The 21827-nt window shown below is 72.9% G+C and carries 19 protein-coding genes and 1 pseudogene; 10 read left to right on the top strand and 10 right to left on the bottom strand.

The window, feature by feature from the left end:
- Positions 1-437, top strand: a pseudogene (locus tag BLR33_RS29670) (hypothetical protein); the annotation flags it as partial.
- 323 nt (positions 438-760) lie between these two features.
- Entirely contained in the window at positions 761-2074 is a 1314-nt protein-coding gene (locus BLR33_RS29665; protein WP_176930610.1) for an NtaA/DmoA family FMN-dependent monooxygenase, read from the top strand.
- Positions 2075-2373: 299 nt separating this feature from the next.
- Here BLR33_RS29665 and BLR33_RS29660 read toward each other — a convergent pair whose 3' ends face one another.
- From BLR33_RS29660 to BLR33_RS29630, 7 genes are all read right to left on the bottom strand, one after another.
- On the bottom strand, positions 2374-3384 hold the full coding sequence (locus tag BLR33_RS29660; RefSeq protein WP_093787725.1) for an SDR family oxidoreductase: 1011 nt from the start codon (positions 3382-3384) through the stop codon (positions 2374-2376).
- Positions 3385-3458: 74 nt separating this feature from the next.
- Positions 3459-5252, bottom strand: coding sequence for a glycoside hydrolase family 15 protein (locus BLR33_RS29655; RefSeq protein WP_093787724.1), 1794 nt, complete (start codon positions 5250-5252; stop codon positions 3459-3461).
- On the bottom strand, positions 5249-6331 hold the full coding sequence (locus tag BLR33_RS29650; RefSeq protein WP_093787739.1) for an enolase C-terminal domain-like protein: 1083 nt from the start codon (positions 6329-6331) through the stop codon (positions 5249-5251). The genes BLR33_RS29655 and BLR33_RS29650 overlap by 4 nt, the downstream gene beginning before the upstream one ends.
- A gap of 193 nt (positions 6332-6524) precedes the next feature.
- Positions 6525-9629, bottom strand: a complete 3105-nt coding sequence (locus tag BLR33_RS29645) for an FAD-binding and (Fe-S)-binding domain-containing protein (RefSeq protein ID WP_093787723.1) — start codon at positions 9627-9629, stop codon at positions 6525-6527.
- 337 nt (positions 9630-9966) lie between these two features.
- A complete protein-coding gene (locus tag BLR33_RS29640; RefSeq protein ID WP_093787722.1) occupies positions 9967-10530 on the bottom strand; it encodes a dihydrofolate reductase family protein in 564 nt (187 codons plus the stop codon).
- Positions 10531-10788: 258 nt separating this feature from the next.
- The gene (locus BLR33_RS29635; RefSeq protein WP_245771750.1) at positions 10789-12618 is read right to left on the bottom strand and encodes a sensor histidine kinase; all 1830 of its coding nucleotides are present in this window, start codon (positions 12616-12618) and stop codon (positions 10789-10791) included.
- Positions 12608-13357 carry a response regulator transcription factor gene (locus BLR33_RS29630; protein ID WP_093787721.1) on the bottom strand — a complete coding sequence of 250 codons (750 nt, stop codon included), beginning with the start codon at positions 13355-13357 and terminating at the stop codon, positions 12608-12610. The genes BLR33_RS29635 and BLR33_RS29630 overlap by 11 nt, the downstream gene beginning before the upstream one ends.
- Positions 13358-13419: 62 nt before the next feature.
- On the opposite strand from BLR33_RS29630, the gene BLR33_RS29625 reads away from it, so the two are divergent.
- From BLR33_RS29625 to BLR33_RS29610, 4 genes are all read left to right on the top strand, one after another.
- Complete coding sequence (locus BLR33_RS29625; RefSeq protein ID WP_143031785.1) at positions 13420-14058, top strand: hypothetical protein; 639 nt, start codon at positions 13420-13422, stop codon at positions 14056-14058.
- 211 nt (positions 14059-14269) lie between these two features.
- Complete coding sequence (locus tag BLR33_RS29620) at positions 14270-15361, top strand: efflux RND transporter periplasmic adaptor subunit (protein WP_245771749.1); 1092 nt, start codon at positions 14270-14272, stop codon at positions 15359-15361.
- Complete coding sequence (locus BLR33_RS29615; protein ID WP_093787719.1) at positions 15358-16089, top strand: ABC transporter ATP-binding protein; 732 nt, start codon at positions 15358-15360, stop codon at positions 16087-16089. Before BLR33_RS29620 ends, BLR33_RS29615 begins: the two co-directional genes overlap by 4 nt.
- Positions 16090-16126: 37 nt before the next feature.
- Complete coding sequence (locus tag BLR33_RS29610; RefSeq protein WP_093787718.1) at positions 16127-17377, top strand: ABC transporter permease; 1251 nt, start codon at positions 16127-16129, stop codon at positions 17375-17377.
- Between the two features lie 268 nt (positions 17378-17645).
- Here BLR33_RS29610 and BLR33_RS29605 read toward each other — a convergent pair whose 3' ends face one another.
- Together BLR33_RS29605 and BLR33_RS29600 are read right to left on the bottom strand one after the other, a co-directional pair.
- On the bottom strand, positions 17646-17891 hold the full coding sequence (locus BLR33_RS29605) for a hypothetical protein (protein WP_093787717.1): 246 nt from the start codon (positions 17889-17891) through the stop codon (positions 17646-17648).
- A 94-nt stretch (positions 17892-17985) separates the two neighbouring features.
- Positions 17986-18279 (bottom strand): hypothetical protein, encoded by a 294-nt coding sequence (locus BLR33_RS29600; RefSeq protein ID WP_093787716.1) that lies wholly within the window; start codon positions 18277-18279, stop codon positions 17986-17988.
- A 267-nt stretch (positions 18280-18546) separates the two neighbouring features.
- Between BLR33_RS29600 and BLR33_RS29595 the strand changes: the two genes are divergently transcribed.
- From BLR33_RS29595 to BLR33_RS29585, 3 genes are read left to right on the top strand one after another with little or no spacing between them, the layout of a single operon-like run.
- Positions 18547-18807 (top strand): hypothetical protein, encoded by a 261-nt coding sequence (locus BLR33_RS29595; RefSeq protein ID WP_093787715.1) that lies wholly within the window; start codon positions 18547-18549, stop codon positions 18805-18807.
- Positions 18779-19306: a DUF6879 family protein gene (locus BLR33_RS29590; protein ID WP_093787714.1), complete on the top strand. Its 528-nt coding sequence runs from the start codon at positions 18779-18781 to the stop codon at positions 19304-19306. Before BLR33_RS29595 ends, BLR33_RS29590 begins: the two co-directional genes overlap by 29 nt.
- An 18-nt stretch (positions 19307-19324) precedes the next feature.
- Positions 19325-20176, top strand: a complete 852-nt coding sequence (locus BLR33_RS29585) for a helix-turn-helix domain-containing protein (RefSeq protein WP_093787713.1) — start codon at positions 19325-19327, stop codon at positions 20174-20176.
- 46 nt (positions 20177-20222) lie between these two features.
- Here BLR33_RS29585 and BLR33_RS29580 read toward each other — a convergent pair whose 3' ends face one another.
- Positions 20223-20573, bottom strand: coding sequence for an ArsR/SmtB family transcription factor (locus BLR33_RS29580; RefSeq protein ID WP_093787712.1), 351 nt, complete (start codon positions 20571-20573; stop codon positions 20223-20225).
- Between the two features lie 122 nt (positions 20574-20695).
- Between BLR33_RS29580 and BLR33_RS29575 the strand changes: the two genes are divergently transcribed.
- Positions 20696-21799 carry an NADH:flavin oxidoreductase/NADH oxidase gene (locus BLR33_RS29575; protein ID WP_093787736.1) on the top strand — a complete coding sequence of 368 codons (1104 nt, stop codon included), beginning with the start codon at positions 20696-20698 and terminating at the stop codon, positions 21797-21799.
- The last annotated feature ends 28 nt before the right edge of the window (positions 21800-21827 follow it).

Below are 21827 nucleotides of genomic sequence, written 5' to 3'. Positions count from 1 at the left end.
CCGCGGGCCGGCTGCCGGGCCTTCGGGTGCGGTCGGCCGCTCTCGGGCTGGGCGCGGGCCTGGGCTTCGGCGTGGTGACGCTGGCGGTACGCCTCATCCCCCATCTGTCGCCCGGCGCGATCGTGACCGACCCGGCGACGTACGCCCTGCTGCTGGCCGGCGGCGCGGGCTTCCTGCTGCTCACCTCGGCCCTGCAACACGGCTCGGTGACCATCGCCACTGCGGCCATGGTGCTCGGCGAGACGTTCGGCCCGGCGATCGTGGGCGTGGTGGCACTCGGCGACCGCACCCGCCCCGGCCTCGCCCCGCTCGGCGTGGCGGGCTACGGCCTCGCCGTCCTCGGCGCACTCGCCCTGGTCCGGTTCGGCGAGGGCGGCGCCCCACCGGACCCGGCGCCCATCGACCACGTCCACCCGGTCACCGTCGACATCCGCTGACCGGCGACGGCCGCGCGGCAGCCCCGCCTCTCGGCGCGGTGACAGCGACGCCCCAGGTACCCCCAGGTAGCAGGGAGCGCCCGGCACCGTCGCGGTCCTGGATGCTTGCGGCCAGGGCGTCCACTGTCAGCAGAAGAGCGAGGCTGCCGGTGACGTTGACGGGCGCGGCGGCAAGCCCCGGCCGGTCCGGTCCGGACGGAGTCCGGGGCGGCGGGAATACCGGGGCGGGCGCGGCGGTCGTGGTAGGGGAGTCGGCTCCCGGTCAGTGGACCGGCTCCCGACGTCCGGCGCGGGAACCCCGCCGTAGGGAGAGGAAACCGACCGTGAGCACGCCGTCGCTGCACTTCAACGCCTTTGTCTGGCCCAACGGTTACCACGAGTCCGCCTGGCGGGTCGTGCCCGACGACGTCCGCGGCGTCCTCGGGCTCCCCTACTACGCCGAGATCGCGCGGACGGCCGAACGCGGCCTGTTCGACGCGGTGTTCCTCGCCGACAACCTCGCCATCGCCGAGTACCGCACCGCGCACCTGCCGCAGACGCAGTTCGACCCCGTCGCCGTGCTGTCGGCCCTCGCCGCCGTCACCACCCACATCGGCCTGGTCGGCACCGGCTCGACCACGTATGCCAAGCCGTGGGAACTCGCCCGCAGGTTCGCCACGTTGGACCACCTCAGCGGCGGCCGGGCCGGCTGGAACATCGTCACCACCATCACCCCGCTCGCCGCCGCGGCCTTCGGCGAGGCCGAGCACCTGGGGCACGCCGACCGCTACGCCCGCGCCGGCGAGTTCGTCGACGCGGCCACCGCCGTGTGGGACAGCTGGGACGACGACGCCGTGGTCGGCGACCGCGAGCACGGCACCTGGGCCGACCGCGACCGGCTGCGCACCCCGCGCTTCCACGGCGAATACCACGATCTGGAGGGCATCCTGCCCTTCCCGCGCTCGCCGCAGGGCCGCCCCGTGCTCGTCCAGGCCGGCCAGTCCGCGCCCGGCATGCACCTGGCCGCCCGGTACGCCGAGATGGTCTTCTCCGGTCCCAAGTCCCTGGAGTCGGCGGTCGACTTCCGCACCCGGCTGCACGCGCAGGCGGCCGCGGCCGGCCGCGACCCGGGCCTCGTCCCCGTCCTGCCCGCGCTGATGGTCACCCTGGGCGGCACGGAGGCGGAGGCGAAGGCCAAGGCCAAGCGGCTGGAGGACCTCGCCAGCCCCGAGTTCCGCTGGCAGAACGCCCTCTACACCGCGGGGCTCGACCCGGACGGCTTCGATCCCGACGCCCCGCTGCCCGCCGAGCTGTGGTCCGGGCCCGGCAGCGTGTCCAGCCGCGCGGAGCAGCTCTTCGAGGCCGCACGCGCCAACCCGGGCGCCCCCTTGCGCGAGGTCGCCCTCCATGTCACCGGCGGCGCGGGCCAGTTCCACTTCGCGGGCACCCCCGAGCAGCTGGCCGCCATGATCCTGGAGTGGCAGGACGCGGGCGCGGCCGACGGCTTCACGATCATGGGCTCCACCCTGCCCTACGAGCTGACCGCGTTCGTCGACCACGTCGTCCCGATCCTCCAGCGCGAGGGCCGCTTCCGCACGGAGTACACGGGCGCCACCCTGCGCGCCCACCTGGGCCTGCCGAAGCCGAAGGCCCGCTGAGGAAGCCGGAGCCGGCTGACCCGCGGGCAGCGGCCTCCCCGGCCGTACGACACCCACGCCGAGCGACGCGCCCGCACCGGCGCAGCCAGTCCGCGGCAGCGTCGTGAGCGGGCAGTGCCGCGCCGGGGATTCGCCCGGCCCGACGGCTCGGCCCCTCGATTACGCCTGCGACTCGCACTCCCCGTGGGACCCGCCCCGCCCGACGGATCAGCCCGCAGGATTCGAGGCACCTGCCTGCTCGTCCGGACCGATAGGTCAGGCACCGGCGGGGTTGGAGGCACCTGCCGGCCCACCTCACCTCAGCCCGCGCGGCGGGTGCGGTGGAGCCAGGCGGCTGCCGTGGCCGCCGCCGCGGTCAGCCCGGCGGCCCCGGACCAGGTCAGGGCTGGGTGGCGGGGGAGCCACGCCTGGGCCGAGTGGGCGTGGGCGGAGTCGTCGAAGACGCCGTGGGCGCCGTGGTCGCGGTCCGCGTCGGCCGGTTTCCAGAGGTTGTCGGGGTGGGGGTGCGCGGGCGCGCCGGTCTGCTGGGAGTCGTATCCGGTGCGGGCGAGGTAGCGGTCGAGCAGGCCGGCCGCGAACTTGTTGGCGACGATGGTGCCCACGGTGGAGGCGCCCACGTAGTACTGCTTGCGGCGCGGGTGCGCGGCGGCGTGCAGCACCGCGCGGGCGGCCACCTCGGGCTGGTAGATCGGCGGCACCGGCTGCGGGTGCCGGGGCAGCCGGGAGCGGACCCAGGAGAACTGTGGTGTGTTGACGGCCGGCATCTGCACGACAGTGATGTGCACGTTGCTGCCCTGGTGCATCAGCTCGGTCCTGACCGAGGAGGTGAACCCGTTCACCGCGTGCTTCGCGCCGCAGTACGCGGACTGCAGCGGGATCGACCGGTCGCCGAGCGCGGAGCCGACCTGCACGATCGTGCCGCGGTCGCGCGGGAGCATGCGGGAGAGGGCCTCGCGGGTGCCGTTGGCGAACCCGAGGTAGGCGACTTCGGTGACGCGCCGGAACTCCTCGGGCGTGATCTCCGTGAAGGGCGCGAAGACCGAGGTGAAGGCGACGTTCACCCACACGTCGATCGGGCCGAGGTGCCGCTCGACCGCTGCCGCGGCCTCGTGCAGCGCGGTGTGGTCGGCCACGTCCGCCGGGGCGACGAGGGGTTCGCCGCCCAGGCCGCGCACCTCCTCGGCGGCGGCCTCCAGCCCGGCGCGGCCGCGCGCGACGAGGCCGACGCGGGCGCCCCGCCGGGCGAACTCACGCGCCGTGGCCCGCCCGATGCCGCCGCTGGCGCCTGTGATGAGAACCGTCTGGGGCATTGCCGCTTCCTCCCGCGGAACAGTGGATCGGTGGGTCGGGGTTTCGGTGGGCCGGCGGGCCCGCGACGGCCCGCTCACGACGGGGCTCCGGGCGCCGGGCCGTCCTGCGCGAGCCGGACCGCGCTCTCCAGCAGGAAGGCGTGCACGAAGGCCTGCGGCAGGTTGCCGCGCATCTGCCGCTGGACGGCGTCGTACTCCTCGGAGTGCAGGCCCGCGGGCCCGCAGGTGGCGCGGTTGCGGTCGAACCAGCGGTGGGCCGCCGTCGTCCTGCCCTGCTGTCCTTCCGCCAGCGCCATCACGAAGCCGCACATGACGAATGCGCCCTCGGCCTGCGCGAGCGGCCGGTCGTCGTGGCGGAAGCGGTAGGCGAGGTGGTCGTCGGTGAGCGCCGCGCGGTAGGCGTCGAGGGTGGCCACCGTGCGCGGGTCGTCGCCCGGGATCGCGCCGCGCAGGGCGGGCAGCAGCAGGGAGGCGTCCAGGGCCTCGTCCTCGGGGGAGCGCTGCCAGCGCCCGCTGGGGTGCAGGGCGTGCCGTTCGGTGTCGGCGACGATGCGTTCGGCCAGCGAGCTCCACCCGGCCGCCTCGGCTCCCGCTCCCGTGGCTCCGGCGAGGGCGCGCAGTCCGGCGGCGCAGATGAGCCTGCTGTGCGTCCAGGCGCGCGCGTCCAACTCCCATATGCCGGCGTCGGGTTCGTGCCAGCGCCGGGCCACGGCGTCGGCCGCGGTCCGTGCGGCCTTCCAGCCCTCCGCATCGAGCCGGTCGTGGCGGGCGGCCGCGGCCAGGAGCAGCAGGCACTCGCCGAAGGCGTCGAGCTGGAACTGCCGGTTGACCCGGTTGCCCACGATGTCGAAGCCGCCGGGGTAGCCGGGCAGCTCCAACTGCCGTTGCCCGGGGATCGACAGGCCGTCGACGGTGTAGGCGGGCGCGAGAGCGGGGCCGTCGGCCAGGAGCCGGGCGGAGACGAAGCGCACCGCGTCGTCGAGCAGTGCGCAGCCGCCGAGGGCGGCGGCCGCCTGGCCCGCGTAGCACTGGTCGCGGATCCACACGTACCGGTAGTCGTAGTTGCGGCCCTCTTCCGCGCGTTCGGGCAGGCTCGTGGTCGCCGCGGCAACCATGCCGCCGCCGGAGCCGGTCAGGCCGCGCATGACGGCGTAGGCGAAGCGCGCCTCGCGGTCCGCGAGGGTGCCGGAGATCGCCGGGACGGCACGCCGCCAGGCCGCCTCGGTCGCCCGCCAGGCCCGGTCCGGGTCCGGGGGCGGCCCGTCGAAGGGCCGGTCGGAGACCTCCAGGACGAGGTCGGCCGGGCGGCCGGGCGTGGCGCGCAGGTCCAGCGTGAAGCGCCCGTCGTGGAAGTGCGCGCCGGCGGCGCCGGACCAGCGCAGTCGCAGGTCGCCGGCCCGGGCGTGCCAGACGCCGTGCTCGTCCAAGGTGGCGTCGCGGACCCTCTCGTGCCCGAAGCCGCCCGCGGGTTCGAGCAGGGCCCGCATGGCGACGGGTTCCTCCTGGGCCAGGACGCGGCGCAGGATCACGGCGCGGTGGGGGTCGCCGGGGAAGGCCAGGGCCTCGCGGCACTCCACGCCCCCGGCGTCGCGGGTGATCCAGCGGCTGCGCCAGACCAGCGAGCCCTCCTCGTAGTGGCCACCCCAGACGTAAGGGGCCGTGGGGGCCAGGGCGTAGGCGCCCCCGGCGCCGATCAGGGCGCCGAAGAGCGAGGGCGAGTCCCAGCGCGGCGCGCACAGCCAGACGTAGTCGCCGTCCGGCCCGACCAGGGCGCCGCGCTCGCCGTCCGCGACGAGGGCGTAGTCGCGCAGCGGGCGCGGGTGGTCGCGGGGCTCGCTCCTGGCGTGGGTCGCGGTCGGGGGTGTCATCGCCGGCGGTACTCCTCGGCTGCGTCGGCGCGCAGGGCCATGCCGTGGCCGGGCGCTTTGCCGGCGCCCGGGGTGACGTGGCCGCCCGCGGGGTCGAGGGTGCCGGTGAACAGCAGGTTCTCGATGCGGACGTGGTCGTGGAACCATTCCAGGTGGCGGATGTTGGGCACGGCGGCCGCGACGTGGGCGTGCAGGTTCGGCGCGCAGTGGCCGGAGATCTGCAGGCCGTGCGCCTCGGCGAGCGCGGCGGCGCGCAGCCATACGGTGCAGCCGCCGCAGCGGGTGATGTCGGCCTGCAGGCAGTCGACGGCGCCGGCCGCGAGCATGTGGTGGAAGTAGGGCAGCGTGTAGCCGTACTCGCCGGCGGTGACGTCGGCGGTGACGGCGGCGCGGACCTCGGCGAGCCCGGCCAGGTCGTCGGAGGAGACGGGCTCCTCGAACCAGGTGACGCCCTCTTCGGCGAAGCCGCGCGCCATGCGGACGGCCTGCTTGCGGGTGTAGCCGCCGTTGGCGTCGACGTACAGGTCGGCGTCGTCGCCGATGGCGCGGCGGGCGCGGGCGACGCGTGCCAGGTCGCGCATCTCGGCGCCGCCCCAGGACTCGGCGATCTTGATCTTGACCCGTGGGATGCCCAGCTCCTGCGTCCAGTGGCGCAGTTGGCGGTCCTGCTGGGCGTCGTCGTAGGTGGTGAAGCCGCCGCTGCCGTAGACCGGCACTTGCGGGGTGACGGCGCCGAGCAGGCTGACCAGGGGCAGGCCGAGCAGGCGGGCCTTGAGGTCCCACAGTGCGATGTCCACCGCGGAGACGGCGTGTCCCGCGATGCCGGGTCGGGCGGCGTTGCGCAGCGCCCTGTCCATGGCCGCGTTGGCGCCGGGCACGTCGAAGGCCGAACGGCCGGTGACGACGGCCGCGAGGTGGTCGCGGACGACCGTGGCGGCGGCCGCGGAGCCGTAGGTCCAGCCGAGACCGGCCTGGCCGGCGGCGCGGGCGTGGACGACGACGAGGGTCGTGGCGTCCCAGGCGAGGGTGCCGTCCGCCTCGGGCGTCTCGGTGGGGACGGTGTAGGTGGAGACCTCCATGCTCTCCACCGGCGGGCCGCCGGTCGCCGGGTCCGGTGTCACGGTAGCCGCCCCTCGGTCTTGGCGCGCTCTTCGGCCCCGGCGCGGTCCCCGCGCCTGTGGTGGTCACGAGTCGACATGTCGCTCCTTTCGCTGCCCGACGCTTGCCCCGGTCTGCTGCCCCGGCCCGCTGCCTTGGCCTGCGGGGCGCGGCTCAGCGGCGCAGCCTGCGCAGCAGGGGATAGGCGGCGGCTCCCGCTGCCGCGGTGGCCGTGGCGGTGGCCGCCGCCGTCACCAGACGGGCCGCCCCCGGTGACGGCGGCGCGGGGCGCGCCACCGCCTTCTCCGGGTGCTGCGCCGGCAGCGGCCCGTCCAGGGCCAGGGCGAGCGCCTCGGCGAGGTGCAGTGCGCCGCGTCCGGTGCCGCCCTGCTCGATCTGGGTGCGGCAGCTGAAGCCGTCGGCGAGGACCATGGCGCCGGGCGGGGCCTGCCGGACCGCGGGCAGGACGCCCTGTTCGGCGATCCGCAGGGACAGTTCGTGGTGCCCGGCCTCGAAGCCGAAGTTGCCGGCGAGCCCGCAGCAGCCCTCGTCGAGGACGGTGGCGTCGATGCCCGCGCGGCGCATCAGCTCGCGGTCGGCGTCGAAGGCGGTGACGGCGTGCTGGTGGCAGTGGGTCTGGACGGTGGCGGCGCGGGTGAGGGTGGGCGGCTGCCAGTCCTGCGGGGCGTGCCGCAGGAGGAGTTCGGAGAAGGTGTGGAACTGCCCGGCCAGGCGTTTGATGTCCTCGTCGTCCGGCAGGAGTTCGGGTGCGTCGGCGCGGAAGACGGCGGTGCACGACGGCTCCAGGCCGACCACCGGCGTGCCGGCCTCGATCCACGGCCGCAGCGCCTGCACGCTGCGCCGCAACACCCTGGTGGCGGTGCCGAGTTGGCCGGTGGAGATCCAGGTGAGGCCGCAGCACACGCCCTCGGTCGGGACGGCGACGCGGAAGCCGGCGTCCTCCATGACGCGGACGGCCGCCCGTGCGATGGAGGGGTGGAAGTACGTCGTGAAGGTGTCGGGCCACAGCAGGACGGCACGCGGGTCGCCCGGTTCCGGCTCGGGCACCTCCCGGCGCTGCCACCACTGCACGAAGTCCTCCTCGGCGAACAGCGGCGCGTCCCGGTCGGCGACACCGGCGAGCCGCTTGCCCAGGCGGGCCAGCACGGGCGCCCGCAGCGCGCTGTTGACCAGCGCGGGCGCGATCCGCGACGCGCGGGCCCACAGCGGCAGCCAGCCGAGCGCGTAGTGGGCCGCGGGCCGCAGCCGCCCCTGGTAGTGGTGGGAGAGGAACTCGGCCTTGTAGGTGGCCATGTCCACCCCGGTCGGGCAGTCGGACTTGCAGCCCTTGCAGGCCAGGCACAGGTCGAGGGCGTCGCGCACCGCCGTGGAGCGCCACCCGTCGCCGATCGGGGAGTCCGGGTGGCCGCCGATCATCTCGAACAGCAGGCGGGCGCGGCCGCGGGTGGAGTGCTCCTCCTCGCCGGTGGCCCGGTACGAGGGGCACATCACCCCGCCGCTGTGGCTGCGGCAGTTGCCGATGCCGACGCACCGCAGCACCGCCTGGTTGAAGGAGTGGCCGTCCTGCGGATAGGAGAAGCGGGCGTCGCCGTCGTCCCGCGGGCGCCACTCGGCGCCCAGCCGCAACTGGCCGTCCACCGGGTGGGGTTGGACCACCTTCCCCGGGTTCATCCGGTTGTCCGGGTCGAAGAGGGCCTTGAGTTCGCCGAAGGCGGCGACGAGCCGGTTGCCGAACATCCGCGGCAGCAACTCCCCGCGGGCCTGGCCGTCGCCGTGCTCCCCGGAGAGCGAACCGCCGTACGACGCCACGAGATCGGCGGCCTGGTGCAGGAACTCCCGGAAGTGCGCGACGCCTTCGGCCGTACGCAGCCCGAAGGGGATACGGGTGTGCACGCAGCCCTGCCCGAAGTGCCCGTACAGGGACGGGTGGTCGTAGCCGAACGCTGCGAACAGCTTCTTGAGGTCGCGCAGGTAGTCGCCGAGCCGGTCGGGCGGCACGGCCGAGTCCTCCCAGCCCTCCCACGTCTCGCGGCTGTCCGGCGGGCGGGCCGTGACGCCGAGCCCCGCCTCGCGGGCCTTGAGCATCCGCTGCTCGCGCTCGGGGTCCTCGGAGAGCGTGACCCGCGGGTCGTCGGGCGTCAGGTCGAGCGCCCGCAGCAGCTCGCGGGCCTGCCGGTCGACGTCGTCTGGGCTGTCCCCGGCGAACTGGACGAGGAGCCAGCTGTTCCCTTGCGGGAAGGAGCGCAACGACTCGACGTGCGCGCTCTCTTCGTGCATGAGCTGGGCCATCCGGTCGTCCAGCGCCTCCAGTTGGGCGGGGGAGCTGTGCTGGAGGAGCCGCGGCACGTCATCGGCGGCGGCGCAGATGTCGTCGTAGCCGAGGATGAGGATGGCCTGCGCGGCGGGCACGGGCACCAGGTCGAGTTCGGCGCGCAGCACCGTGACGAGGGTGCCCTCGCTGCCGACGAGGGCCCGGGCGACGTCCATGCCGTTCTCCGGCAGGAGGCTGTCCAGGTTGTAGCCGGAGACCCGGCGCGGGATCTTCGGGTAGCCGCGCCGGATGTCGCCGAGGTAGCGATCGGCCAGCGACTTCATGCCGCGGTAGAGCTCGGCGCGGCGGCCGCCGGCCGCGGTGATCTCCGCGTACTCCTCGGCGGAGGTGGGCCCGGTCCACATGCGGGTGCCGTCGTAGGTGAGGACTTCCAGGCGGCGGACGTTGTCCACGGTCTTGCCGTACGCCTGCGCCGACGCGCCGCAGGAGTTGTTGCCGAGCATGCCGCCGAGGGTGCAGTGGCTGTGGGTGGCCGGCTTGGGCCCGAACATCAGGCCGTGCGGCGCGAGGGCCCGGTTCAGCTCGTCCAGCACGATGCCCGGCTCGACCACGCAGGTGCGCCGCTCGGGGTCGACCGAGACGAGCTCGTTGCAGTACTTCGTCCAGTCGAGGACCACGGCGGTGTTGGTGCACTGGCCGCCCAGGCTGGTGCCGCCGCCGCGGGAGAGCACCGGGGCGCCGAACCTGGCGCACACCGCGACGGCGGCCGCGCCCGCCTCCACGGTGTACGGCAGCACGACGCCGATCGGTACCTGACGGTAGTTGGAGCCGTCCGTGGCGTAGGCGCCGCGGCTGCCCGCGTCGAAGCGCACCTCGCCCTCGACCTCCGCGCGCAGCGCGCGTACCAGCGCCTTCGTGTCCAGTGCGGGCGCCCCCTCGTCCTGCGACGTCGCCCTGCCCGCCGGTGAGCCCTCGGTCGTGGCCATTGCGCCTCCGGTACGTTCCTCGCGCGTCCGTGCCCCCTGCGGGACGCGGCGTGCGCACGGCCCCGGGGCCCGCGGGCGGTCCCGGGACGACCTGCACGACGCGCCCGACGGGCGGCTACCCGAGATCACCGACCGCACGCGTGCGCCGTGGGAAAGCGCAGGTGGGAGTAGGGGACACTGGGCCGCGTGGCTCGGTGGTGCCGCGACGGGGTCACGGGTGGGGCAGGGGTGGCGGTGCCGCGACCTGCTCACGGGCACCGGGATGCGCGCCTCGGCGGGTGCTCGGCGGGCTGACGGGTGACGCGGTGGTGCCCCGGCGGGCCGCGGGCCGGTACAGCTACCGGGTCACGCGGTAGCGGAGGTAGAGGACTCCTGAGGCGAGGGTGCGGGTCTCGACCGGTTCGAGGTCCACCCGGCGTTCGTGCTGGGGGAAGAAGGGGGTGCCGCCGCCAAGGAGCACCGGGTGGACCCGGGCCTGGTACTCGTCGATCAGGTCGGAGGCGGCCGCCTCGGCGGCGAGGGCCGCGCCGCCGATCGCGATGTCGCCCTCGCCCGGCTCGGCCTTCCAGCGCGCGATCTCCTCCGTGAGGCCGCCGGCGGCCAGGCGGGCGTTGCCCTGGACCGCCGGCAGCGTGGTGGAGAACACCACCTTGGGGAGCCGCCTCCAGATCGCCGCGAACTCGTCCGTGGGGAAGCCGAGCGACGGATCCCCGTCGGCGGTCTCCCAGTACAGCATCGTCTCGTACAGCCGCCGTCCCAGCAGGTGCACGGCAGCCCCGCGCACCTCGTCGGTGGCGAGGCGGAAGACCTCCTCGTCGGGCACGCCCCAGTCGATGCCGCCGTCCGGCCCGACGATGTAGCCGTCGAGCGAGACGCCCATGGAATAGGTCACGCTGCGCATCACAAAGCCCTTCCTCGGTGCCGGGCTTCGACCGTACGGCCCCCGGGCGCGGCGAGAACCGCGACGCGCGAGCACGCGGCAACGAGGTCAGTGGCCGTGGGTGTCGCTCCGATTCGGCCAGGGGGGCGGCAGCGGACTGCGGAACCGCCGCCGGGGCGTCAGCCGCACTGTCCGGCCGGACGCCCGTGCGGATTGCGGGACCGGCACGCCGGTGAGCCGCCGCCCGAACCGGCGGGCGCGCGCCCCGTGGGGCGGTGGTCAGGGCAGCCGGACGGTGAAGACGGTGCCCTCTGACGGGCTGCTGGTCACCGTCAGGGCGCCTCCGTGCGCCTCGGTGAGCTTGCGGGCGATCGACAAGCCCAGCCCGCTGCCCCCGGTACTGCGGTTCCGGGACTTCTCCGCACGCCAGAAGCGGTCGAAAACGTACGGCAGGTCTTCCGGGGCGATACCGGAGCCGTTGTCCGCGACCTCGATGACCACCGAAGCGCCCTCACGCCGGGCACTCAGGGCGATACCGGCGCCCGCGCCGGTATGGCGGACCGCGTTGGACACGAGGTTGCCGATGATCTGGCGCAACCGCAGCGGGTCGGCGGACAGTTCGAGCGGCTCCTGAGCGGTCACGGTGATGGTGGCGCCGCCGTGTTCGGCGGCGGTGCGATGGACGGCGGCGACATGGTCGAGGATGTCGCGGGCGTGGACGGGCTCCGGGTGCAGGCGCAGCTCACCCGCGTCGGCGGCCGCGAGATCCTGGAGATCGTCGATGATGTGCTGGAGCAGCAGTGTCTCCTCCAGTAGGGACGCGGTCAGTCGGTCATCGACCGGTATCACCCCGTCCTGGCCGGCCTCCAGCACACTGCGCATCGTGCTCACCGGCGTGCGCAACTCGTGGGCGATGTCGCCGACCATGGCCTGACGCTGCTGTTCGGTGTGCGCGCGGTGGGCCGACAGTTCGTTGAACGCAACTGTCAGGCGGCCGATCTCGTCACGTCCGCGGATCCGTACGGGCGTGTCCGTGCCCTGCCGGACCGCGCGGGTCAGTACGCGCAGCGGTCCGATCAGGCGCATGCCGTTCAGTACGGTCACCGCCACGGCGAGCAGCAGGACGGTGCCGATCACACCGAGGATGCGCAGGCTGTTGGAGCGGGAGAGGTCGAATCCGGCGAGCTTCGCCCCCTCGCTGTCGCTGACGTACAGCAGCGCGGCGGGGGCCACGTAAGGGGTGAGCTGCTCACGGCGTGCCGCCTGGACGCAGTTGCCGCCTGCTGTCGTACGGGCGGATGAGGAGGCGAAGGAAGAGGAAGCCGAGGTGGGTGAGGGCAGAAAGTCCAGGCCGACGTGGAAGGGCGCGAGGTGCTGGCGTACGAGGCAGGAGCCGATCAGCGCGTTGAGCGCGGACAGGGCGGCGCGCTCACCGGCTGTGGGCGTGTCGAGCCGGGTGAGCCCGCAGTTGTCGGCGATCTTCGCGTCGAGGCTGTCGGTTCCGTCGATCCGCGGCTGAAGCCCGGCGGCCTCGGCCAGGACGATGCGGGGACGGCCCGCCGGGGAGAGCGAACGGACGTAGGCGAGGTGTTTCCTCGTCATGCACCGGGCGATGCCGTCGGCCATCGCGGACAGGCGCTGCCGGTCGGCGGCCGGGAGCCTGAACGGGCCCAGGGCCCGCGGGTCGATCCCGCTCCCGTCCGCCACCGCGGACTGTGCGGGATCGACGTGCAGCGCGTCGATCACGGCGAACGCCTTGTCCTGGTGCACCATGGCGCCCGGCGGCCACGCAGCGACGGTCCGGTGCGTGCCGTCCTGCGTCTCCAGGCCGATGCGCAGCCCGGTGTGCCGCGCCACGTCGCGCATCACAGGGGTGACGCCGTCCCAGCTGTGATGGGTCGCTGCGTACGACGACATCGCACGGTAGATCGCCGTGCCGTCCTTGAGTACCTGTCCCTGCTGCTGCCGTACCGCCCCGGTGGCGCCCTTGACGGCGAGCCAGGCGGTCGCCGTGACGGCGCACACGACGATCAGCAGCGAGGAGGCGAGCAACCGGAACAGCAGGCTGTGGTGCGGCCGCCGCCCGGTCGTGCGCCGCTCAGCCGACACCGCGGACCGCTCCGCCCCCGGCATGCGCGGTCGGCCGGTCACTGAGTTTGTAGCCGACCTTGAACACGGTCAGCAGATGGACCGGCCGGCTCGGGTCCTGCTCGATCTTCTTGCGCAGGTTCAGGACGTGGACGTCGATGGTCCGCTCGGTGATGAAGGCGGCGGAGCCGTGGCCGGCCGCGAGGAGTTGACGGCGGCTGAAGACCTGCCCGGGGGCCGCGGCCATGGCAGCCAACAGATCGAACTCGCCTGCCGTGCAGGTCACCTGCCGCCCTTCGACCGTGACCGTGTGCCGCCGGAGGTCGACCGTGACGGCGCCGCACCGCAGTGTGCCCGGTCCCGCGGAGTCGGTGCCGACCCCTTCCGCGGTCTGCCGGGCACGGCGTTTGAGCACGTTGCGTATCCGCGCCATCAGTTCGCGGGGACTGTACGGCTTGGTCATGTACTCGTCGGCGCCGAGGTCGAAGGCGAGCAGGAGGTCGTCCTCGGTGGTGCGCGCGGTGAGCATCAGAACGGGGATGTCGGACTCCCGCCGCAGGATGCGGCAGACGTCGAGACCGTCGACCGCGGGCATCATCACATCGAGCACCACCAGGTCCGGCGTGCTGCGTCGGATCTCCTCCAGCGCCGCACGCCCGTCGTGGACCACGGAGGCCGTGTGGCCTTCCCGCCGCAGGTAATGGCCGATGATCTCGGCCTGCTTCACGTCGTCTTCCGCGACCAGGACATGCGCGCACATGGCCAGGACAGTAACCGGGCGCACGAGACGCTGACAGCGCCCTGACCAGACCTTCATATGACATGGCCAGTCTTGACGCCATGTCCTTCCTCATCTCCGGCCGGTCGGCTCCCGTCCCCGGGTCGTCCGCCGTCCCCACTGCCCGCTGGTCCGCCCGCACGATCTCGCTGCTCTGCGCCGGAGCGACCGCGCTGGTGCTGCTGACCGCCTGCTCGGGAGGCGGCGGCTCCGGCGCGCGCGTCGCCTCCGTCCCCTCGGGACCATCGGCCGCCGGCACCGCGCCCACCGCCGGCGGCGGTGGCACCGCGGACTCCGGCCGTCCGCAGTTGCGGCTCGACACCTCCGACGCGGAGAAGGCCCGGCTGGAGAACGTCTGGTCGGCGTGCATGCACGAGCACGGTGTGGATTACCAGTCGGTGGTGAAGGACGGCATCCACGTCCCGGACGACACCGACCCGGACTTTGCCTCCGCGAGCAAGGCGTGCCTGTCCAAGTCGCCGCTCCCGCCGCCGGAGTTGAGCCCCGCCACCAACCCGCACTACATGGACGACTACCGCGCGGAGATCACCTGCCTGCACAGGCACGGCCTCATGGTCGAGGCATTGCCCGACGGCAGCGGGTGGAACTTTCCTGCCGGGCCCATCCCGCCCGATGCCCCCCAACTGGAGCGGAGTTGCGAGCTGGAGGCATTCGGTGGATAGGACGAGCCCCCGGCACGGGCCGCGGCACGTGCCGCCCGCCGAAACCGGGCACGCCGGGACGGATGCCGCCACGCCGCGGCGGTCCCGACTCCCCCGGCGCACACCGGTAGCGGCTGCCGTCGTCCTGGCCTGCGGCGTGGTGGCAGGGGTGGTGCTCTGGCCGAGGGGTGCCGCCGCCCCGGTCCCTCCGCCCGCGGCGAGCGCCCGGACGGTGGCTGTCACCAGGACCGATCTGAGCACCTCGGTGTCCCTGAGCGGCACGCTCGGCTACGGCACGCCCCGAACGCTGCCCGGCGACGTCAGCGGGCGCGTGACATGGCTGCCCGCGCAAGGCGCCACGATCAGCCGGGGTCACCAGCTCTACCGGGTGGACGACCGTCCCACCGTCCTGTTCTACGGTTCCACCCCGCTGTACCGGAGGCTGGACACGCTGGGAATGGTGGGGCCCGACGTGCGGGTCGTCGCGGACAATCTCCGCGCGCTGGGCTACGACATCGGTCCGCAGCCCGCTGTCGGCACGCTCGTCACCCCGGTTCCCCCGCCGCCGTCCCCCTCGTCGTCGGCCTCGTCGTCCTCTTCGCAAGGCACCGGTGGCGAGGAGAAGCCCCCGGACGGTGCCGCGGAGGCCACCTCGCCTCCCGCCGCCCCGGCCGGCCCTGCGCCCCAGCAGGTCAGGAGCGGGGACGCGGTCCTCACCTCCGCGCTGCGCGCCGCCATCGGCCGCTGGCAGCGGGCGCAGATGGTGCCCGTCACGTCCGTGCTCGACGTCGGCGACATCGTGGTGAGCACGGGGCCGGTACGGGTGGACTCGCTGAAGACGCAGACCGGGAACGACGCCACCGGGGACCTGATGACGGTGACCGGGACGCGGAAGGTCGTGAGCGTGGAGCTGTCCGCCGACCAGTTCGGCTCGCTCCGGCGCGGTGACATCGTCACGGTGATGCTGCCGGACGGTACGAGCACTCCCGGGCACGTCGAGACCATAGGCACCTCGTTGAGCACCTCCGACGGGGCGGACGAGTCGGACTCGGCCCCTACCCGCACCGTGACCGTCACCCTCGACCGTGCCGACGCCGCCGCCGGCGTGGATGCCGCGCAGGTGCACGTACGGTTCGTCGGCACGACGAAGAAGAACGTCCTGGTCGTTCCGGTCGGTGCCCTCGTCGCGCTCAGCGGCGGCGGATACGCCGTCCAGCGGCCGGACGGCAGTTTCGTGCCGGTCACGACCGGACTCTTCGCGCAAGGTGAGGTCGAGATCACCGGCCCGGTCGCCGCGGGGCAGCGGGTGGTGACCACTTCATGAGCGTCCCGAGCGGTCCACCGGTGCTGGCCGTCCGCCATGTCAGCAAGACCTACGGCGCCCTCACCGCGCTGGAGGACGTCTCCCTGACCATCCACCGCCGTGAGTTCGTCGCCATCCTCGGGCCCTCCGGTTCGGGGAAGTCCACGCTGCTGCACATCATGGGGGCGCTGGACCACCCGACCCGCGGCACGGTCGCACTCGGCGGCCACGCCATCGCCGCTCTGGACGACCGGCGGCTGTCGGCGTTACGCGGCCGCTGGCTGGGCTTCGTCTTCCAGCACTTCCACCTCACGGAGGGGCTGACTGCCGCCGAGAACGTCGCCACGGGTCTGCTGTACGCCGGCGTGCCGCGTCGGCGGCGCGCAGGGATGGCCCGTGAGGCGCTGGCCCGTGTCGGCCTCGCCCGGCGCAGCGAGCACGTCCCGAGCCAGCTGTCCGGTGGCGAGAAGCAGCGCGTGGCGATCGCCCGCGCGCTCGTCCACAGTCCCGCTCTCGTCCTCGCCGACGAGCCCACCGGCGCCCTCGACACCGCCAACGGCCAGTCGGTCCTCGACCTGCTCACCGAACTCAACGGCCAGGGCACCACAATCGCGCTGATCACGCACGATCTGGGTGTGGCCCGGCAACTGCCCAGGCGGCTGGACATCCTCGACGGAAAGCTCGTCGCCGACACCTCATGGGCCGGCCCGACGACACGGAACTCCTCGGACGACGGGGAACTGCCGTGACGACACGGGCATGGCCTGACGACAGGGACTTCTCCTGATGAACCCGACCACACCGAGCACCGCGCCCGACCCGGTGCCGGCCGGCGCCCCGCGCCTGCGTCCTGTCCGGCTGGCGTTCCTCGACGTCCTGGCACTCGGCCGACTGGGCATCCGCACCCGCAAGGCACGGACAGTCCTGTCCGCGCTGGGGATCTCCCTGGGCGTCGCCACCATGATCGTCGTGACCGCGATACCCGCGTCCAGCCAGCGGGCGCTGCTGGCCAAGTTGTCCGCGCTGGGCACCAACACCCTCAAGGTGCAGCCCCCGCCCGGGCAGGACCCGCCCGTCGTGCTGCCCACCGAAGCACCCGCCATGGTCGGGCGCATCGGCCCGGTCACCGCGGTCAGCGCTGTCGCGAACACCAACGCGGAGGTGCACCGCTCCGACCGGTCCGACCCGGCCGACTACGCGGGCCTCAGCGTCCTGGCCACCAAGGACAATCTGCTGAACCTGATCAACGGCCACGTCAGTTCGGGCCACTTCCTCACTCGCGGCACCGACGCCTTCCCCACCGCCGTGCTGGGCTCGGTCGCGGCGACCCGACTGGGCTTCACCCACATCGAGCCCGGGTCGCAGGCCCCGCAGATCTACGTCGACCACAGCTGGTTCACGGTCGTGGGGGTGCTCGCCTCCAGCCCGCTCGCACCGGACGTCGACCGGTCCGTGCTCGTCGGCTGGGACGCCGCCAGGACCGACCTCGGCTTCGACGGCCATCCCACCGTCATCTACGTCAAGGCACAGGAGGACCAGGTGGAAGCCGTCAGCCAGGTCCTGCCCGCGACGGTCTACCCGCAGTTGCCCGGCATCGTCACTGTCAGCCGCCCCTCGGACGCCCTTACCGCCAAACGGGAGGCCGGCAGCACCTTCTCCGCTCTCTTCCTCGGCCTTGCCGCCGTCGCCCTGCTGGTCGGGGGGGTCGGAATCGCCAACACGATGGTCATCTCGGTACTCGAACGCCGCCGGGAGATCGGCTTGCGGCGGGCGCTGGGCGCCAGCCGCGGCCAGATCCGGCTCCAGTTCCTGACCGAGTCGGTGTTGATGTCCGCGCTGGGCGGTCTGGCCGGTACGGCGATCGGCCTCCTGGCCGCACTGGCCTACGCCGACGTCCACCGCTGGCCCGTGGCCATCCCTCTGCCCGTGCTCGCCGGCGGCCTGGCAGCGACCCTGGTCATCGGCGCCCTCGCCGGCCTCTACCCCTCCATCAGAGCCTCCCGGCTGTCCCCGACCGAAGCGCTGGCCGCCGCGTGAGAGCGCCGACACGGGCCGCACGACGCGATCCCCCCGGCGTCCTCGCACCGACGAGTCGGCCTGGCTGTACGGGGCGTGGCAGGTGGAGCCGTCCGTGCAGCCGTGGCCGAAGGCGACGGGAGCCTGAGCGGCGGCAGGTTGGGCGGGTCGCCCTGCGACACAACGTCGGACGGTGCGCTCGTGCTCTGCCCCATCGTCTCGACCCACTCCTCGACTTCGTGGACGGGCTCGCCGCAGCATTGGCAGCGGCCCACGATCCTTCCGGCGGTCACGGGCCCTGTCCGGGAGCAGTCGGCGACGTCTCCGGCCGACCGACGTACAGGGTGTGGCGGGTCGTGCCGGTGTGGCAGTCGCAGCCGCAGTGGTACGCCTGGACCGGCACTTCGTGCGGGAGGTCGCTGGGGATGCGCAGGACCGCGTTTCCCGCGCAGCGCAGGTGCTGCTCGGTCCGGTCCGGGGACGTGGCGGCGGTGCACTCGGGGGAGCGGGCCACCTTCCGGATGGCGGTCGTCATGGCGCTCAGCGGCTGCCGGTGCCCGTGGGGGTGGGCTTGGGTTCCGTGGAGCAGCCCATCTTGCGGCAGTCGGGGTTCGAGCAGGACATGGTGATCACTCCTTGGCGGTTGCGGCCTGTGCGGCCTGGATGCGGGCACGCAGCTCCTCGGTGAGGGGGAGGGAGGCGCCCGCGTGGTGGTAGAGGGCCGACACCAGGACCTGGAGCCGCCAGCCGGCCTCACCCGAGACGGGCTCGGCGAGCACGGCGTCGAGGTCGGCGAGGGTCCGGGCGAGCGGCCGGGCGGCGACCTGGACGCAGTCGCTCTCCAGCGACGGCACCCGGGGAACGCGCAACTCCTTGTCCAGCAAGGCCCGCACGGTGAGTCGCCCGGTCGTGGACTGGTGCATGCTGCGCCCCTCGTCGGCGTGGCCACACCCCTGGCGCCGCTCACCGCGGCCTCGGGGTCCGGTGCGGCCCGCTCCGCGAAGTTCGGTGCGCGGAGCGGCCGCATCTCGACGCTACGAGTGCTGCGTGCACTGCATCGAGCAATGTGCACGAATGAACACGACTGGATTTCGACCCAGGTCTGTGGCCGTTCTGTGCTCTTGACGCAGTGCCCCAGTAGGGGAACGGTTGTGTGCATCCGTGCACAACCACGCGATAGGAGGCAGGCCATGTCACTACAGTTCATCGGGATCGACCCCAACACCGGCGACGGTGAAAGCCCGACCGTGTGGGTCGACCAGGAGAGGAACGAACTCGTCCTCCAGGGATGGAAGCCTGACGCCGAAGTCGAGGCCGAGTGCGCTTCGTTCGAGGTACCCGGCCACGCGACGGGCATCCCGGACCACGAGGCCGTGGTTCGCATCCCCGCCAGGATGGTGCCGATGATCAGGGAGGCATGTGATGTCGTCGACCGTGCCGACGTTTCCTGAACTCTTCGGCAAGGCCAGGCACACGGCCGTGCACTTGGAGATGCGGGACGCCTACGCCGTCGACTACGAGACCGGGCCGTTTGCGGACTGGCGGGCCGGCGTCCGCCTCGACCCGAACGACCGCGCCTCGTGGTGGCGCCCGTGGCTCGACCTTATCCAGGAGACAGTGAACCGCGGTGTCGTCGTCCGCCGGGCCCGGATCATCTCCGAACCGGTCAGCGAGTACATCCTCTTCGAGCACTCCGGGACGTTCACCAATGTGGCCGCTGGTGAGCAAGTGCGGTGGCTGCCCCGGCGCAACGCCTCCGACATCCCGCTGCCGGGCAACGACTTCTGGCTGATCGACGGAAGCCTGATCCGCTGGAACCACTTCACCGGCGACGGCGCGTCGGCAGGCGGCGAGATCAGCGAGGACCCCGCTGCGGCGAAGCTGTGCTCCGACGCCTTCGAGGCCGTCTGGGCCAGAGCGATTCCGCACGACCAGTACAAGATCCGCTAGCGCAGACCAGGCCGGTTCATGCCCCTCTCCCCCTCATCCGCTGCCCAAGCTGCGCGCCGAGCCGTGGCGCAACGCCTTCGGGAGATTCGCCTGGACGCCGGGCTCAGCGGGACTGAACTGGCCTTGCGCTGCGCGTGGACGCACTCGAAGACGTACCGGATCGAGGGTGCCCGCACGCCTCCGTCCGCGGACGACATCCGGCGCTGGTGTGAGGCGTGCGGGGCCGACGACCAAGCGCCTGGTCTCGTCGCACAGTCCCGCAACGCCGAGTCCATGTACGTGGAGTGGCGGCGCAAGCTGCGTGCGGGCCTTGCCCAGTTGCAGCAGAGCTACGTCCCGCTTTTCAAGTCGACCCGGGTCTTCCGGGTCTACTCGCCCACCCTGGTGCCGGGCCTCTTGCAGACCGAGGGATACGCCGCCGGATTGCTGTCCACCATCACGGACTTCCGCGACATCCCCGATGACGTCGCCGCGGCGGTCGCGGCGCGCTTGGAGCGCTCGCGCATCCTCCACGAGTCCGGCCACCGCTTCCTGTTCGTGGTCGACGAGGCAGCACTGCGCCACCAGGTCGCCGACTCGGAGGCGATGGCGGCCCAACTCGGCTACCTGCTCACCGCTGGCGCGCTGCCCGCGGTGTCGCTGGGCATCATCCCGATCTCCGCCGCGCCCGGCCCCATGTGGCCGGTAGAGACCTTCCACATGTACGACGAGGCCCTCGTGTCCGTGGAGTTGCTGTCGGCTCGGGTGACCGTCACGCAGCCGGCCGACATCGAGGTGTACCTGAGCGCCTTCGAGCGGCTCCAGCAGATGGCCGTGTACGGCGCGGAGGCCCGCGCCCTCATCGTGCGGGCGATCGACGCTCTGCGGTGAGCCCGAACCGCGGCTCTCCCGGATCGTGCCCCAAGTTCCTGGTGGGCTAAGCCCTTTCGGCCTCCGCGGCTGCCGAGGCGAGCAGCGTATCCAGCAGGCCCGGGAAGATGGTGTCCAGGTCGTCGCGACGCAGTTCGTTGACCTTTGCCGTCCCCTGGTAACGCTGGGTGATCACACCGGCTTCGCGCAGGACGCGGAAATGATGGGAAGCGGTGGACTTGCTGCACACGAGCCCGATCTTCCCGCAGGAGGTGGCCGGGTCGGAGGCCAGTGCCTGGAGGATGCGCAGCCGCATCGGATCCGCACACGCGTGCAGGACCGCCTCGAGCCGGATATCAGCCGGCGCGGGGTGGTCCAGTTGCCGCCCCGGAGTTGTCGTGCTGCTGCGTGGAGACATGCGCCCAGGGTACTACAAGGGCTTCCCTCGTTCGACAGGTGTCGAAGTTTGAAGTTCGATGAGTCTCGTACTACGGTACCCGTCGAACTAGTGGTTCGCCCCTGCCATGAGGAGACATGCCGGTGAGTACGTTGTTCGAGCCCTATCAGTTGCGCTCGTTGGAGATCCCCAACCGCATCTGGATGGCGCCGATGGACCAGTACAGTTCCGCGCCGGACGGGCCGGCCATGGGCGCTCCGACCGACTGGCACATCGTGCACCAGGGCGCCCGCGCGGCCGGCGGTGCCGGCTTGATCCTGACCGAAGGCACCGGGGTGAGCCCGACCGGCCGCACCAGCCCCTACGACCTGGGCATCTGGACGGACGCGCAGCTGCCCGCCTTCCAACGGCTCACCGGGGTGCTCACGTCGCTGGGCACTGTGCCCGGCATCCAGCTGTCGCATTCCGGCCGCAAGGGGTCGACCGACCGTCAGTGGCTCGGCGGTAAACCGGTGGATCCGGGGCAGGGCGGTTGGCATGTGGTCGGACCGAGCGCGATCGCGGTCGCGGAGGGCTTCCCGGTACCCACTGAACTGACCCTCGGCGAGATCGACCGGATCGTCGACGAGTTCGCTGCGGCCGCTCGCCGGGCAGCGGCAGCGGGGTTCAAAGTGGTCGAGCTGCTGGCCGGACACGGCTACCTGATCCACCAGTTCCTGTCGCCGTTCAGCAACCGCCGCACGGACGACTACGGTGGCTCGTTCGAGAACCGCGCCCGGTTCGCCCTGCGCGTCGTCGACGCCGTGCGTGCCGTCTGGCCCGAGGACCTCCCGCTCTTCGTCCGTGTCTCGGCGACGGACTGGCTCACCGAGAACACCGACGACATCCGCGAGGGCTGGACCGTGGACGACACCGTGCGCCTCGCAAGGGTGCTGAAGGACCACGGCGTCGACCTGCTGAACGTGTCGAGCGGCGGCCTGGTCCCCGACGCGAAGATCACGGTCGGCCCCGGTTATCAGGTCCCCTTCGCCGCGCGGGTGAGGGCCGAGGCCGGTATAGCGGTCGCCGCCGTCGGCATGATCACCGAACCCGAGCAGGCCGCCGCAATCCTCGCCGACTCCCAAGCGGACGCGATCCTGATGGGACGCGAACTCATGCGCCACCCGACCTGGCCCCTCGACGCCGCCAAGGCACTGGGCGCAGATGTCCGAGTGCCGCCGCAGTATCGGCGTGCCTACGCGCGGTAGCCCCCGACTGCCCGATCAGTCCTGGTCG

The organism is Actinacidiphila guanduensis, from assembly GCF_900103985.1.
GTDB classification, from domain to species: domain Bacteria; phylum Actinomycetota; class Actinomycetes; order Streptomycetales; family Streptomycetaceae; genus Actinacidiphila; species Actinacidiphila guanduensis.
The sequence above is the reverse complement of the archived record's forward strand: the minus strand, read 5'-3'. Positions and strand labels throughout refer to the sequence as shown.